The sequence below is a fragment of the Geomesophilobacter sediminis genome, assembly GCF_016458275.1.
GTDB lineage: Bacteria > Desulfobacterota > Desulfuromonadia > Geobacterales > Geobacteraceae > Geomesophilobacter > Geomesophilobacter sediminis.
This window is the reverse complement of sequence record NZ_JAEMHM010000006.1, coordinates 1-15281: the sequence shown is the minus strand read 5'-3', so window position 1 is coordinate 15281 and position 15281 is coordinate 1. Positions and strand designations below refer to the sequence as shown.

The window sequence follows — 15281 nt, the reverse complement described above, 5'->3', positions numbered from 1 at the left end:
ACTGGACTTTCCCTATGAAAGCTAGATTCCAAATCCTCTTCGGGGTCACCGCCCTGGTCCTTTTGCTGGACCAGGCGACCAAGATCTACGTCGACCGCTCCATGGCGCTGCACAGCTCCATCACCGTCGTCGAGAACTTCTTCAACATCACCTATCTCAGGAACAAGGGAGCGGCTTTCGGCATCCTCGCCACCTCCGCCTTTCGCCTCCCCTTCTTCATCCTGGTCTCGGCGGTCGCGGTCTGCGTGATCTTCACCATCATCAACAAGCTGCGCGAAGATCAGAAGCTCGCCGCCTGGTCCCTCTCCCTCATCTTCTCCGGCGCCCTGGGGAACCTCATCGACCGGGTCCGGCTGGGCGAGGTGATCGACTTTCTCTACTTCCACTGGTACGAGCACTACTGGCCCGCCTTCAACGTCGCCGACTCCGCCATCTGCGTCGGGGTGGCCCTGCTCGCCCTCGACATGCTGGTCGAGGAACGCCGCACGAAGGCCTAAGGAAAAAGCGCCCGCACTTCCTCCGGCATGCGCCGGGCCTTCATCCCTTCCCCCACACACGCCAGCGTCACCAGCGCCTCGGCCAACAGTTTCCCGTCCTCCTTGCGCCGCGCCTTCTGGTTCAACACGAACGAGGTGTTCTTCGCCGACACCGGCTCGGTCTCGATGACGAGCAGGTCGTCCAGGCGCGCCGGCGAACGGTACGCGATCTCCAGCGCCACGACCGGGAAGATGATCCCGTCGTTATGCATCTGCTCGACCGAAAGCCCTTTCCCCCGCAGATATTCGGTCCGGGCCCGCTCGAAATAGCGCAGATAGTTGGCGTGGTAGACCACCCCCCCGGCATCGGTGTCCTCGTAGTAAATCCGGACCTCCATCAGCTCACTCCCCCTAATATCCTGCCGTAGACCTCGCGCACCTGGGTCGTCATTCGCTCGTAATCTTCCATCAGGACTTCGCCCGGATTCTTGAGCTTGGGATCGTACCCCAGGCGCCGCGCCAGTTTGTTGAGGTATTTCCGCGGCCCCCCCAGATCGTTCATGGAATAGTCGTGGATGATGCGCAGCCGGTTCTCCAGGCGGCGCAGGAAGCGGTATCCCTCGGCAAGCGCCAGGTAATCATCCTGGGCAAGGATCTCGGCGTCCCGCATCGCCTCGAGGGCGGCCAGCGTGTTGCAGGTGCGGACCGACGGATGGTCCACCCCGTATTTCAACTGGAGGAACTGCACCACGAACTCGACGTCGACCATCCCGCCCCGGCCGGTCTTGATGTTGTAGCTGCCACTGCTTTCCTTGGCGAGCTCGTTTTCCATCCGCATCCGCAGCCGGTGGATCTCGCTGCGCACCGTCTCGTCGGCGCCGGTACCGTAGGCGGTCCGTTCGATGACCTTTTCGATCTCCGCTTTGAGTGCCGTGCTCCCCAGCGAAACCCGCGCCTTGGTGAGGGCCTGGCGTTCCCAGATCTGGGCTTCGGTGTCGTGGTAGCTGATGAAGGATTCCAGCGAGGTGACCAGCGGACCCGCGTTCCCCGAGGGGCGCAGGCGGGTGTCGATCTTGTAGACGTAGCCTTCGCGGGTCAGGGTGGTGAGGATCAGGATGATCTTCTGGCCCAGCTTGGCGAAGTACTCGCGGTTGGTGATGCTCTTTTCCCCGTCGGTCATCCCCTGGTGGTCGAAGATGTAGATGATGTCGAGGTCGGAGTGGTAGTTGAGCTCGTAACCGCCCATTTTCCCCATCGCCAGGATGGCGAGGGAGGCCTCGCCGACGGTTCCGTCTTCGGCGACGTAAGCGGGGCGGCCGAAGCGGACCAGTTCCTGCGTCGCCATCCGGCACGCCGCCGCCAGGCAGACGTCGGCCAGGTCGGTCAGCTGGTGGGCCACCTCGGGCTGCCCCATCTTGCCGTAGATGTCGTTCATCCCGATCCGGAGGAACTCTTCGTGCCGGTAGCGGCGCATGGCATCGAGCTGCCCCTCGAAATCCCCCGCCTGGGTCAGAAGCTTGTTCAGCTCGCTCGCCATCGCGGCCCGCTCCTTGGTCAGGTAGGCGTAGCCGCGGGTGATCATGCTGTCGAGCAGTTCCGGATGCCCGATGAAGATCTTGGAAAGGAACTCGGACATCCCGAACAGCGAGGTGAGGAGCTTGAGGATGTCGCGGTTCTCCGCCAAAAGGGCGTAGATCGAGGCGCGGGTGCGCAGTGCGGTCAGGAAACGCTCCAGGTTGGCCAGGGCGAGGTCAGGGTCCGGGGCGGCGAAGACCTCCTGCAGGAAGAGCGGCGCGATCTTCTCCAGGGTTCGGCGCCCCCGCTCGGTGAGGTTGAGCCGCGCCGGCCCCTCCCGCAGCACCAGGAGGCTCTGGTAGGCGAGGTCGGGGTTCTCGATGCCGCGCTCGGCCAATAGGTCCTTGATCAGATCGGGATCGGCATTCTCGTCGAAGAAGAAATAGACCTCGGGGAGCACTTCCTCCTTGATCCGCTCGTCACGGGAGAGGAAAAGGTCGCCGTAGATGGCGGAAACCGCCTGGCGGTGCCGTTCCAGGGTCTCCTTGAATTTCTCCAGGCCGTCCGGGCGCAAGAAGCCGCAGCGACGGGCCAGGGCCAGCATCTCGTCCTCTTTCTTGGGGAGGTTGTGGGTCTGCCGCTCCTGCACTACCTGGATCCGGTGCTCCACGGTGCGCAGGAAGATATACGCCTCGGTCAGGGCGGAGCAGTCGGACTCGCGGACGATCCGGGAATCGCGCAGGATGGCGAGCGCCCAGAGTGAATTGCGCTCCCTCAGTTTCGGGTTCTTCCCGGCGTAGACGAGCTGGAGGGTCTGGATGAAGAACTCGATTTCGCGGATGCCGCCGCGGCCGAGCTTGATGTTGATCTCCCCTTCCTGAAGGCGCTGCAGCGAGGCGTCGATCTTGAGCTTCATCGACATCATGTCCTCGATCAGGTTGTAATCGAGGTAGCGGCGGTAGATGAAGGGTTCGATCGCCTCGAGCAGGTCCTCGCCGAGCTGCAGGTCGCCGGCTACCGGGCGTCCCTTCATCATGGCGGCGCGTTCCCAGGACTGCCCCCACGACTCGTAGTAGACCTCGGCGGAACGGATCGAGCAGGCGAGGTCCCCCGCCTTGCCGTCGGGGCGCAGGCCCATGTCGACCCGGAAGACGAAACCGTCCCCGGTCACCTGCGATATCGCCCGGTTGATCATCTCGGCAAGTTTCACAAAGAAGGCGTGCAGGGAGACCTTCCCCTTCCGCCCCCCTTTGCCGTCGTCGATCCCGTCGGTCTCCCCCTTGCTGGAGGTGTAGAAGTAGACCAGGTCGATATCGGAGGAGAAGTTAAGCTCGCGGCCGCCCAGCTTCCCCATCCCCATGATGGTCAGATCCGCTTCCATCGGGCCGTTGGGGCCCATCGTCATCGGCAGGCCATGTTCCGCGATCAGTTCGCGCTTGGCGGCCTCGTAGGCGATCTGGAGGGAGGCGGCGGCCAGGGATGAGAGTTCGCCGGTGACCTCTTCCAGCGGGGCGAGCCCGTTCAAGTCGCGCGCAGCGATGCGGAGCATCTCGACGTACTTGAAGCGGCGCAGGTGGGCGAAGAGATCCTGGTAGCTGCATCCCTCGGGAAGCCGGGAGCGCAGCGCGGCAAGCATTTCGCTTTCGCTGCGTCCGGCCATGATCTCGCGGTCGATGAAGAGACGGCGCACGTACGAGGGATCACGGCAGATGATATTGGTGAGAAAGGGGGAGGAACCGCAGATGTTGACGAGTTGGGCCAGAAAGGCGCGACGGGTGCAGATCTGGACGAAATCGTCGGGAGCGATCATGCTGAGCCGCTCCAGCCCGTTCAGGGCCATGTCGGGAATGGGGGTGGCGAGGGCCGCCGCGGCCACTTCACCTACCAGGTCGGCCGGCAGGATCTGGCCGAGCAGGCGCAGGTTTTCGGCGGAACGGGCGCCGTAGCTGAAACCGGCACCCTCCAGGAAGCCCGCCAAGTCCGCGCTGCTTCCTTCCAGGCAGGAAACGACCCCCTGCCTGAATTCCGCGGCGCGGGTCATGGCCGAACCAGGGCCGCCAGCCCCTCTTCGTAATCCCCGCGGACGACCCCACGCTCGGTGATGATAGCGGTGATGTACTTGGCCGGGGTGACGTCGAAAGCGGGGTTGCGGACCTTGACTCCTTCCGGGGCGATCGGTACCCCCTGGATGGCGGTGACCTCGGTGGAGGGGCGCTCTTCGATGGGAATCTGATCGCCGCTTTTGAGCGAGAGATCGAGGGTGGAGATGGGGGCGGCCACGTAGAAGGGGATGCGGTTCTCCTTGGCGAGGACCGCAACGCTGTAGGTACCGATCTTGTTGGCGGTGTCGCCGTTGGCGGCGATCCGGTCCGCGCCGACGACGCAGCACTGGATCTCTCCCTTGCGCATCAGCCAGCCGGCCATGTTGTCGGAGATGAGGGTGACCGGGATGGAATCCTTCATGAGCTCCCACGCGGTGAGCCGGGCCCCCTGCAGCCAGGGGCGGGTCTCGTCGGCGATGACGCGGATCCCCTTGCCCGCCTCGTGGGCGGCGCGGATCACGCCGAGTGCCGTGCCGTACCCCGCGGTAGCCAGGCCGCCGGCATTGCAGTGGGTGAGGATGGTGGACCCTTCCTTGATGAGGGCGGCACCGTTACGGCCGATCTCCTTGCAGATGGCGAGGTCCTCGGTCTCGATGGCGATCGCTTCCGCCTTGAGGAGTTCGCGGATCGAAGGAAGGTTGAGCTCCCGGTGCTTCTGGGCGACCCGTTTCATCCGCTCGATGGCCCAGAAGAGGTTGACCGCCGTAGGCCGGGTGCGGCCGATTACCTCGCAGACGTTCTCGAGCTGCCGGTAAAAGGAGTCGAAGGTGTCGGCGATGATTTCGCGCGCCCCGAGGGCGACCCCCATGGCGGCGGCGACGCCGATGGCCGGAGCCCCGCGCACCACCATGCCGCGGATCGCTTCGGCGACCCCCTGGTAGTCCTCGTAGGTTAGGTAGACCTCCTCGGCGGGGAGCCGGGTCTGGTCGATCATGATTACCTTGTTGTCACGCCACTCGATCGTTCTGAAAGACATTGCCACCTCCCAACGGCAAAACCGGTTCAACGTTCAACGTTCTACGTTGAGAGTCGAAAACCCTTTCTTACTGCTTGAAACCACCTCAAACCTCGAACCTCGAACGTTGAACGTTGAACGTTGAACCGCGCCTTACGGCGCGAGCTTTTTGAGCAGCAGGTCGTTGACCACCGCAGGGTTCGCCTTACCTTTGGATGCCCGCATCACCTGGCCGACGAAGAAGCCGAAGAGCTTATCCTTGCCGCTGCGGTACTCGGCCACCTGCCCCGCTTCGCGGGCCAGGATCTCGTCGATGATCGCCTCGATGGCGCCGGTGTCGGAAACCTGCACCAGCCCCTTCTCCTCGACGATCTTTTCCGGTTCCTTGCCGGTCTTGTACATCTCGTCGAAGACGGTCTTGGCGATCTTGCCGGAAATGGTCCCTTTTTCGATCAGCTTCAAAAGCGCGGCGAGAAGCTCCGGGGTGACCGGGCATTCGGTGACGTTCTTGCCGTCTTCGTTCAAGGCACGGCTCACTTCGCCCATCACCCAGTTGGAAACCGTCTTCGCCTGCGGGAAGAGCGCCACCGTGGCGTCGAAGTATTCGGCAAGCTCACGGGTCGAGGTGAGGATCTCGGCGTCGTACTCCGGAAGCCCCATTTCCTTCACGAAGCGCTCGCGCTTGGCATCGGGAAGCTCGGGAAGCGACTGACGCACCTCGTCCACCCAGGAGGGGGAAACGATGACCGGGACCAGGTCCGGGTCCGGGAAGTAGCGGTAGTCGTGCGCCTCTTCCTTGCCGCGCATGGAGCGGGTGGTGCCGGTGCTCGGGTCGAAAAGGCGGGTCTCCTGGATGACGCGCCCCCCCTCGTCGAGGATCTCGGCCTGGCGCTCGATCTCGTACTCGATCGCCTGCTTGATGAAGCGGAAGGAGTTGATGTTCTTCAGCTCGGCGCGGGTCCCGAAGACATTGGAGCCGACCGGCATGAGCGAGACGTTGGCATCGCAGCGGAAGCTCCCCTCCTCCAGGTTGCCGTCGCAGATCCCGAGGTAAACCACAATCTGATGCAGTTTTTTCAGGTAGGCGATTGCCTCGTCCGGCGAGCGCATGTCCGGCTCGGAGACGACCTCCAGAAGGGGAGTACAGGCGCGGTTCAGGTCGACGCAGGAGTCGTCGCCGACCCCGGGGATGTCGGCGTGCACCAGCTTGCCGGCGTCCTCTTCCATATGGATACGGGTGATCCCGATCCGCTTGGTGCCCCCCCCCTCCAGGTCGATGTCGAGATGGCCGTTCACGCAGATCGGGAGGTCGAACTGGCTGATCTGGTATCCCTTGGGAAGGTCCGGGTAGAAGTAGTTCTTACGGGCAAAGACCGAGCGCTCGGCGATGGTGCAGTTGGTGGCAAGGCCGGCGCGGATCGCGTATTCGACGACTTTCTGGTTCAAAACCGGCAGCGCACCCGGGAAGCCGAGGCAGACCGGGCAGGTTTGCGAGTTGGGCTGAGCACCGAAGCGGGTCGAGCAGCCGCAGAAGATCTTGGTAGCGGTGGTGAGCTGGGTGTGAACCTCGAGCCCGATAACGACCTGATATTTCATATGCACTCCATTCGGATGATTTCATCACCCCTCTCCGATGGGGAGAGGGTGGCCGGAGGCCGGGCGAGGGGGGTGCCGTTCAGAAAAGGCATCCCTCACCCCGACCCTCTCCCGGAGGAAGAGGGAGGTAAAAGGTGGTTGCTTACAGCGCCGCCTTGCGCTTGTGCCACTCGGTCTCGCGTTCGAAGGCGCGTGCCGCCTGCAGGATGGCGTCCTCGCCGAAGGGGCGGCCGATCAGCTGCACCCCGATCGGGAGACCGGCCGCGGAGAAACCGGCCGGGAGCGAGATCCCGCAGGTGCCGGCGAGGTTGACCGGGATGGTGAAGATGTCGGAAAGGTACATCTGCAGCGGGTCGGCAACCTTCTCGCCCAGCTTGAACGCCGGGGTCGGAGCGACCGGGGTCAAAAGGACGTCCACCTCGGAGAGGGCATTGGTGAAGTCCTGGCGGATCAGGGTACGCACCTTCTGCGCCTTGAGGTAGTAGGCGTCGTAGTAGCCGGAAGAAAGGGCGTAGGTCCCGAGCATGATGCGGCGCTTCACCTCGGCGCCGAACCCTTCGGCGCGGCTCTTGGCGAACATGTCGATGAGTCCCTTGGCTTCCGCGGTCCGGTGCCCGAAGCGGACCCCGTCGTAGCGGGCGAGGTTGGAGCTCGCCTCGGCGGTGGCGACAAGGTAGTAGGTCGCGACGGCGTACTCGGTGTGGGGAAGGCTCACTTCCTTGATCTCGGCGCCCAGCGCGCGGTAAGTCGCAATCGCCTCGTCCATCGCCTTCTTCACGTCCGGGTCGAGTCCTTCGATGAAGTATTCCTTGGGAAGGCCGATCTTGAGCCCCTTGACCCCTTGCTCCAGGGAGGCGAGGTAATCGGGGACCGGGGTCTCGACCGAGGTGGAATCCATCGGGTCGTAACCGGCGACGGCACCCAGCATGATGGCGGCGTCGGTGACGTCGCGGGTGACCGGACCGACCTGGTCCAGCGATGAGGCATAGGCGATGACCCCGTAGCGGGAAACCCTGCCGTAGGTCGGCTTGAGGCCGACGCAGCTGCAGTGGGACGCCGGTTGGCGGATGGAGCCGCCGGTATCGGTCCCGAGCGTTGCGGTCGCGGTCTGGGCGGCGATGGCCGCCGCGGAGCCGCCGGAGGAGCCGCCCGGGGTGCACTCGAGATCCCAGGGATTCTTGGTGGTGCCGAAGTAGCTCGACTCGGAGGAGGAGCCCATGGCGAATTCGTCCTGGTTGAGCTTGCCGAGCAGGACCGCGCCTTGCGCCTTCAGCTTGGCAACGGCGGTGCCGTCATAGGGAGGAACGAAATTTTCCAGGATCTTGGAACCGCAGGTGGTCTTGACCCCCTTGGTCACGAAGATGTCCTTGAGCCCGACCGGGATCCCGGTGAGCGGAGCGATCTCGCCGCGGGCGATCCGTGCGTCGGCGTCGGCCGCCGCTTTCAGGGCGCCGTCGTGCCGGACGGTGATGTAAGCGTTGACGCGGGGGTCGACGGCGTCGATCCGCGCCAGGAGCGCCTTGGTCGCCTCGACCGAGGAGATCTCCTTCTGCTTGAGTTTTCCGTGCAGCTCGTTGAGGGTAAGTTCGTGTAATTCCATGTACCGGTCTCCGGGTTGGCGAAATTCCAACAATATTTGTCGTCCTGTCGGATCGGACCGATCGGTCGGCCCCGATGGGACAAAACTTCTTACTCGATCACCTTCGGCACGCGGAAGAAGCTCTCGGCGTGCTCCGGTGCGTTGGCGGTCGCCTCTTCCACTGGCAGCGAACCCTTCGGCTGGTCGGCACGGAAAGCGTTTTCCATCGGCACCGCATGCGAGGTCGGAACGATGTCGTCGGTGTTGAGGCCGTTGAGCTTTTCAACGTAGGCGAGAATGGAGTCCATCTGGCTGGTGAAGGTGTCGAGCTCGGGCTCGGACAACTCAAGGCGGGCGAGCCGCGCCACGTGCTCTACCTCGGCTCTCGTGATCTTCATGACTGCTCCTGGTATTAAAAGTTAGGGCTGAAAGTCGATACTTATCATGAAAGTAGGGACCAGCGCAAGGCGGCGCTAGTCCGGCTGAACGAGCGCCGCTTCCACCACATTGGAGCCGGCGCTCTCGATATTTTCACCGTCGACCACGGCCGCGGTCCTGACCTTGTAACGGTAGGTCACTTCCGGCAGCAGGAGCTGGTCGTGGTAGGCCTTCTCCTTGAGCGGGGCCCCGTTCAGGGGCCGGATCGGCTCCGGCTCCCCCTTCTTCCAGCGGTAGAGGTTGTACCCGAGGAAGGTGCCCTTGGCCGGCGGCGCGGCGGTGATTTCCAGGTCGATCGCGGTGGTGGAGGGAACAACCTGCAACGTCGGAGTGGGGGGCGGGGTCACGAACTTGCGGCGCGGTTTGTTCGAGTCCTTGCTCCGGGTGCCGTCCCGCTTGATGGCGATGACCTTGTATTGGTAGGTCTCCCCTTCCTTAAGGAACGGGTCATCGGTGAGGAACAGGCCGTCGACGATGCGGACTTCGCGCAGGAAGTCCACGTCGACGTGCTTGAGCTCGGCATAGGCATTGCGGCACTCGTCGCACTCTTCCGCCGGGGGAAGGACCACGTGCCGCAGCAGGACAAACCCGGCGAGGTCCCGGTAGGGAAGCGGCGTTCCCCCCTCGACCTTACCCGGTGCAGACCAGGTCAGCTCGAAGGTGGTCCCCTTCTGTTCCGCCTTCAGGTTGGACACCGCTGCCGGGGCGAACCCCTCCGGAGGGATCAGCGGCCCTTTCTTCCCGCACGCGGCAAGGAGGAGGCAGATGAGGAGGAGCGAGAGCCGCCGCAAGGACTACTGCTCCGCCCGGGCGCGTGCTATCTCGGCCTTCACCCGCTCCTTGGCGGTGCCGCCGGTCGCCTTGCGGGCGTTGACCGAGGCCTCGACGGTGATCGCGTCGAAGATGTCGGCGTCGATCATGAGGGAGAAGAGCTGCCACTCGGCGAGGGAGAGCTCCGGGATGTCCATGTCGTTGTCGACGCAGTAGCGGACCGCCTTCCCGACCACCTCGTGGGCGTCGCGGAACGGCATCCCCTTGCGGACCAGGTAGTCGGCGACGTCGGTCGCGGTGGAGAAGCCGGCGCCGGCCGCCTCCAGCATCCGCTCGGGGCGCACCTTCATCTCGCGGATCATGTCGGCGAAGATCTTGAGCGAGCCTTTGACGGTGTCGATGGTGTCGAAAAGGGGCTCCTTGTCCTCCTGCATGTCCTTGTTGTAGGCAAGCGGCAGGGACTTCATCACGGTGAGGAGGGCGATCAGGTTGCCGTAGACCCGGCCGGTCTTGCCGCGCACCAGTTCCGGGACGTCCGGGTTCTTCTTCTGCGGCATGATCGAGGATCCGGTGCAGAAGCCGTCGGAGAGGTCGACGAACTTGAATTCGCTGGTGGACCAGAGAATGAGCTCCTCCGAGAAACGGGAGAGGTGCATCATGAGGATCGAGGCGGCGGAGCAGAACTCCAGCCCGAAATCGCGGTCGGAGACCGAGTCGAGCGAGTTGCGGGTCACCTCGGGGAAATCGAGGAGCTCGGCGACGTACTCGCGGTCGATCGGGAAGGTGGTCCCGGCCAGCGCCCCGGCGCCCAGCGGCAGGACATTGGTCCGCTTGTAGCAGTCGAGCATCCGCCCCTTGTCGCGCTTGAGCATCTCGACGTAGGCGAGCATATGATGGGCGAAGAGGATCGGCTGGGCGGTCTGCAGGTGGGTGAAGCCGGGCATCATGACGTCGAGGTTCTCTTCGGCCTGGAAGAGGAGCGAGTCGATGAGGCGGTCGAGGTACTCGGCGATCTCCTGGAGCTCGTCACGCAGGTAAAGGCGGATGTCGAGGGCGACCTGGTCGTTGCGGGAACGGCCGGTGTGCAGGCGCTTGCCCGCCTCGCCGATCTTCGCGGAAAGACGCGCCTCGATGTTCATGTGGATGTCTTCAAGGGCGACCGAGAAATCGAACTCGCCCGCCTCGATCTGGCGCAGGATTTCCTTCAGACCGCCGACGATCGCGGTGACGTCCTCGGTGGGGATGATCCCCTGGCGTCCCAGCATGGTGGCATGCGCGATCGAGCCGCGGATATCCTGGCTGTAGAGGCGTTTGTCGAAGTTGATGGAGGCGGTGAACTCCTCCACGAATTTGTCGGTGGGTTGAGTGAAGCGGCCGCCCCACAGCTTGTCCTTGGACATCTTGAATCTCCGATCTTGTCGATATTTCAGGGAGGGCGGCTTGGCAGATGAAGCAGCCATTCCCCGTGGGAGCGCCCTTGCGGGCGCGATTAATCCTTAGTCTCCCCCCTTTGCGAAGGGGGGCTTGGGGGGGATTTGCCGTTAAGCCCCGCTTAAATCAGGTGCTCGTACGCCTTCTCCTCGCCGGTCCGGACCCAGCTGCCCGGCTCTTTCCATTGCATCACCGCATGCAGTTTCAGCGGGACGCGGGAACTCCTCGGATCGAGCTCGTGGTGCAGGGGGAGGTTGAAGAAGTAGAGCCTCGTCCCGGTGCCGAAACGGAGCCGGCAGATGGGGGCGCCGTCGAAATCGTCGGTGGAGAATTCCTGCTCCCGCACCCGCGCCATCTTGTGCCGCGCACTGATCGCCACGAACGAAACGCCGTAGCCGTCGTGGCTCTCCACCCCTTCGATCTCCGTCTCGTTGGAACAGTTGCCAAAGACGGTCACCGTGTCCCGCACCCCCGGCGTATCCTCCAGATACTCCCCGTAGAAGCCACTGAGCACCTCGCGGTAGGTGCGGTGCTCGGGCTTCGGGTTGCATTGGATCACGAACAGCGCATCGAGGAACCGCCTCTTGGTGAAGTAGAGGTGGTTCGCGTGATCCACGATCTGCCTGATGTTGGAACAGTAGAGATCCCGGTAGAGATAATCCAGGCAGATCAGGGTCATGAAATTGAAGCAGGCCGGCTCTCCCTTGAACATGTAGAAGTGCCGCCCGCGGTACAGATCGTGGTCCTTGTCGAGGAACTCCTCCCCGCGAAAGGGGTGGGTCTTCGCCTCGAGAAAGACCCGGAACTTGCCGTTGGTCTCCTTCACCGCAATGCAGCACCAGTTGACCGGCATCCCCAGGATTTCTCCCGAAGCGATGTCCGTCTCCACCAGGGCGAGCGCTTCCGGGTTGTCGGCGGAAAACCGCTGCAGCAGCTTCCGGTATTCGCTCAGGGGGACGTGCTCCACCCCGAACATGGTCACCGTGTTGTTGCGGAAGTTCTGCTCGATGTAGGAGAGCATCTCATCGAAACGCTCCATCGGAACGGAGCTTTCCGGGAGCATCAGGAAATGGAGCCGGCGCAGCGGGGCGCCGGTCGCCACCATCTCCAGGGTTGCCTTGACCTGGCGCCACTTCTCTTCCGGATTCCCCAAGGTAAAGAAGCGCTCGGAGCGCTTGAGGACATTGGGGATCTGGGCGATCAAACAGTGCAGGTGATAGCCGAGCGGAAAGTCGAGATGCAGGCGTTTGTCGAGGATCTTGACCATGGCGTTCACCCGTACGGCTGGACTGTGTGGTAAGGTCGGCGGCTATTCCTTGGTGTTACATTCCGACAGCTCGGGAAATACCTTCCCCAGAATGAAACGGGCACCCGCGGGCATCTTGTAGTTCCACAGCTCGTTGCGCGGCACCCAGCGCGCCTCGTCGACCTCGTCCCGGTTGTGGTTGAGGTCGCAGTGCAGCGGGGTGCAGAGATAGTAGATGATGATGAAGTGGTAGTTGTCGGTGCCCGGCGTTACGTGCTCGAAGACGTCGATCAGCCGCCCTACCTGGACCGCCAGCCCGACCTCTTCCAGGACCTCGCGCTCAAGGGCTTCCACGATCGACTCACCCAGGTCGATCTTCCCCCCCGGCATCACCCATTCCCCCAGAAACGGCGGAACGCTGCGCTTGGTAAGGAGCACCTGCTCCTCCTCGTCGACGATGACGGCGACGACCGAGGTGACGATGTGCGGTGCTTTGAAGGATGCGCTCGACATAAATGCGTGTAGGGGCACGCGAACGTGCCCCTACAACCTCCTCACCCGTTGAAGGTGTTCGTGCTCAACAGTTTTATCCCCTCCTCTTGCGGGAGGGGTTAGGCCTAACGAAGGGGACAGGCACCTGGCGGAGCCAGTCCCCTTCCAAGGAATTACTTCTTGTTCTGCATCAGGGACCGGATACGCAGACGCAGCGAGTTCAGCTTGATGAACCCTTCGGCGTCGGCCTGGTTGTAAACCTGGTCCTTCTCGAAGGTCGCGAAGTCGAGGTTGAACAGGGAGTTCGACTCGGACTTGCGGCCGACGGTGCGGGCGTGCCCCTTGTAAAGCTTGAGACGGGCGACGCCGTTGACGGTCTTCTGGGACTCGTCGATCATCGCCTGCATCATGTCGCGCTCCGGCGAGAACCAGTAGCCGTTGTAGATCATCTCGGCGTAGCGCGGGATGAGGGAGTCGCGCAGGTGCATGACTTCGCGGTCCATGGTGATCTGCTCGACCGCCATGTGGGCCTCGCGCAGGATGGTGCCACCCGGGGTCTCATAGACGCCGCGGGACTTCATGCCGACCGAGCGGTTTTCGAGAAGGTCGACGCGGCCGATGCCGTGCTCGCCGCCTACGGTGTTCAGGTGGGCCAACAGCTGCGCCGGGGACATGCGGACGCCGTCGACGGCAACGGCATTACCCTGCTCGAACTCGATCTCGATGTACTGCGGCTTGTTGGGAGCCTTTTCCGGAGATTTGGTCAGGACGTACATGTTTTCCGGAGCTTCCATCCAGGTGTCTTCCAGGATGCCCCCCTCGAAGGAGATGTGGAGCAGGTTGCGGTCGGAAGACCAGGGGCGCTTCTTGGTGATCGGGATCGGGATGTCGTTTCTCTTGGCGTAGTTGATCAGCGCCTGGCGGCTGTTCAGCTTCCACTCCCTCCAGGGAGCGACGACGGTGATGGCCGGGTTGAAGTGATAGTAGGCGAGCTCGAAGCGGACCTGGTCGTTCCCTTTGCCGGTGGCGCCGTGGGAGACCGCGTCGCACCCTTCGATGGCGGCGATCTCCATCTGGCGCTTGGCGATCAGCGGACGGGCGATCGAGGTGCCGAGGAGGTAGTGCCCCTCGTAGATCGCGTTGGCGCGGAACATCGGGAAGACGAAGTCGCGCACGAATTCTTCTTTGAGATCGTCGATGTAAACCTTGTCGGCGCCGGTGGCGAAGGCCTTTTCACGGATCGGGTCGAGTTCGTCACCCTGGCCCAGGTCCGCGGAGAAGGTGACAACCTCACACCCGTACTCGTTTTTGAGCCACTTGAGGATGATGGAGGTGTCCAACCCGCCCGAGTAGGCGAGTACGATCTTTTTCACTTCTTTCTTGGCCATGGAGTCTCCTTTTGGTAATGACGCTTGCCGGCTCATGTGACAGGGCCGGCAGATCTAAGTCTTTTGTTATTCCATTAGTGTCAATCTTCTGTAGGACGTCCCTCCCCCTTCAAGGGGGAGGACAGGTGGGGGATGGGGTTCTTCGAAAATAACGACTTACCCCCATCCTCACCCCGGCCCTCTCCTTGAAGGAGAGGGGGTTTTCCAACGAGGTGATGGACAAAGCTACTTCATCAACGTGGCCATGATCGCCTTCTGGATGTGGAGGCGATTTTCGGCCTCGTCCCAGACGACGGAGTTCGGCCCTTCGATGACCTCGTCGGAGATCTCTTCGCCGCGGTGCGCGGGGAGGCAGTGCAGCACGACGGCATCGGGATTCGCAAGGTTCAGCAGCTGCTGGTCGAGCTGGTAGCCGGCGAAAGCCTTTTCCCGGGTCTTCTGCTCCTGCTCCTGCCCCATGCTGGCCCAGACGTCGGTGTTGAGGACATCGGCGCCGGCGGCAGCGACCTTCGGGTCGCGGACCACCTCGATGCGGGACGTACCGTTGGCCCGCGCCCACTCCAGCACCTTGGCGTCCGGATCGTACCCTTCCGGGCAGGCCAGGGTGAGGTCGAAACCGAAGATGGCAGCTGCTTCGATCCAGGTGTTGGCCATGTTGTTGCCGTCGCCGATCCAGGCGTACTTGAGCCCCTGGTAACCGCCCTTGTGCTCGATCACGGTGAAGAGGTCAGCCATGATCTGGCAGGGGTGGAAGAGGTCGGTGAGTCCGTTGATGACCGGGACGTCGGAGTACTGCGCGAATTCCTCGACGATCTCCTGGCCGAAGGTCCGGATCATGACCCCGTCGCAGTAGCGCGCCATGACGCGGGCGGTGTCCTTGATCGGCTCGCCGCGACCCATCTGGGAGTCACGGTTGGAAATGAAAAGGGGATGTCCGCCCAGCTGGAACATCCCGACCTCGAAGGAGATCCTCGTCCTCGTCGACGATTTCTCGAAGATCATGGCCAGGGCTTTGCCCTTGAGCAGGTGGTGTTCCACACCGTTTTTCTGCTTCTGCTTCAGCTCGGCGGTCAGCGCGAACATCGCGTCCAGTTCGGCCTTGGAAAAATCGTGCAGCGCGAGGAAATGCTTCTTCATGGGACTCTCGTTTCCGTTCGTAATAAGCGGCGCTCAGTGACGCCGTAAATCGATACCTAAAGGCAAATCCCCCCCGGCCCCAGCGTTGTCCGGTTAGGTTTTTGCTTTACGTCGCTTGTTTCTTAAGCGGGTGTTTCTTTTCGATCTCGCTTTGA

General features: G+C 62.9%; 13 protein-coding genes. 1 reads left to right on the top strand and 12 read right to left on the bottom strand.

Annotation, left to right across the window (positions count from 1 at the left end):
* The first annotated feature begins 14 nt into the window (after window positions 1-14).
* A complete protein-coding gene (gene lspA, locus JFN93_RS08090) occupies window positions 15-497 on the top strand; it encodes a signal peptidase II (RefSeq protein ID WP_199383557.1) in 483 nt (160 codons plus the stop codon).
* Here the strand turns inward: lspA and ybgC are convergent.
* The 12 genes from ybgC to argF all read right to left on the bottom strand — a co-directional run bounded on the left by ybgC (window position 494) and on the right by argF (window position 15126).
* Window positions 494-874 carry a tol-pal system-associated acyl-CoA thioesterase gene (ybgC, locus tag JFN93_RS08085; RefSeq protein WP_199383556.1) on the bottom strand — a complete coding sequence of 127 codons (381 nt, stop codon included), beginning with the start codon at window positions 872-874 and terminating at the stop codon, window positions 494-496. The genes lspA and ybgC overlap by 4 nt on opposite strands.
* The gene (glnE, locus tag JFN93_RS08080; protein ID WP_199383555.1) at window positions 874-4032 is read right to left on the bottom strand and encodes a bifunctional [glutamate--ammonia ligase]-adenylyl-L-tyrosine phosphorylase/[glutamate--ammonia-ligase] adenylyltransferase; all 3159 of its coding nucleotides are present in this window, start codon (window positions 4030-4032) and stop codon (window positions 874-876) included. The genes ybgC and glnE overlap by 1 nt, the downstream gene beginning before the upstream one ends.
* Complete coding sequence (gene mtnA, locus JFN93_RS08075) at window positions 4029-5069, bottom strand: S-methyl-5-thioribose-1-phosphate isomerase (RefSeq protein WP_199383554.1); 1041 nt, start codon at window positions 5067-5069, stop codon at window positions 4029-4031. Before mtnA ends, glnE begins: the two co-directional genes overlap by 4 nt.
* 132 nt (window positions 5070-5201) lie before the next feature.
* A complete protein-coding gene (gene gatB, locus JFN93_RS08070; protein WP_199383553.1) occupies window positions 5202-6644 on the bottom strand; it encodes an Asp-tRNA(Asn)/Glu-tRNA(Gln) amidotransferase subunit GatB in 1443 nt (480 codons plus the stop codon).
* A gap of 142 nt (window positions 6645-6786) precedes the next feature.
* The gene (gatA, locus tag JFN93_RS08065) at window positions 6787-8244 is read right to left on the bottom strand and encodes an Asp-tRNA(Asn)/Glu-tRNA(Gln) amidotransferase subunit GatA (RefSeq protein ID WP_199383552.1); all 1458 of its coding nucleotides are present in this window, start codon (window positions 8242-8244) and stop codon (window positions 6787-6789) included.
* An 89-nt stretch (window positions 8245-8333) separates the two neighbouring features.
* Window positions 8334-8621, bottom strand: coding sequence for an Asp-tRNA(Asn)/Glu-tRNA(Gln) amidotransferase subunit GatC (gene gatC / locus JFN93_RS08060; protein ID WP_199383551.1), 288 nt, complete (start codon window positions 8619-8621; stop codon window positions 8334-8336).
* A 75-nt stretch (window positions 8622-8696) separates the two neighbouring features.
* Window positions 8697-9452: an LPS translocon maturation chaperone LptM gene (lptM, locus tag JFN93_RS08055; protein WP_199383550.1), complete on the bottom strand. Its 756-nt coding sequence runs from the start codon at window positions 9450-9452 to the stop codon at window positions 8697-8699.
* 3 nt (window positions 9453-9455) lie between these two features.
* On the bottom strand, window positions 9456-10832 hold the full coding sequence (gene argH / locus JFN93_RS08050) for an argininosuccinate lyase (RefSeq protein ID WP_199383549.1): 1377 nt from the start codon (window positions 10830-10832) through the stop codon (window positions 9456-9458).
* 152 nt (window positions 10833-10984) lie between these two features.
* A complete protein-coding gene (locus JFN93_RS08045) occupies window positions 10985-12130 on the bottom strand; it encodes a hypothetical protein (RefSeq protein ID WP_199383548.1) in 1146 nt (381 codons plus the stop codon).
* A 42-nt stretch (window positions 12131-12172) separates the two neighbouring features.
* A complete protein-coding gene (locus JFN93_RS08040) occupies window positions 12173-12622 on the bottom strand; it encodes an NUDIX domain-containing protein (RefSeq protein ID WP_199383792.1) in 450 nt (149 codons plus the stop codon).
* Between the two features lie 152 nt (window positions 12623-12774).
* The gene (locus JFN93_RS08035; RefSeq protein WP_199383547.1) at window positions 12775-13989 is read right to left on the bottom strand and encodes an argininosuccinate synthase; all 1215 of its coding nucleotides are present in this window, start codon (window positions 13987-13989) and stop codon (window positions 12775-12777) included.
* Window positions 13990-14214: 225 nt separating this feature from the next.
* Window positions 14215-15126 (bottom strand): ornithine carbamoyltransferase, encoded by a 912-nt coding sequence (gene argF, locus JFN93_RS08030; protein WP_199383546.1) that lies wholly within the window; start codon window positions 15124-15126, stop codon window positions 14215-14217.
* Window positions 15127-15281: the final 155 nt, after the last annotated feature.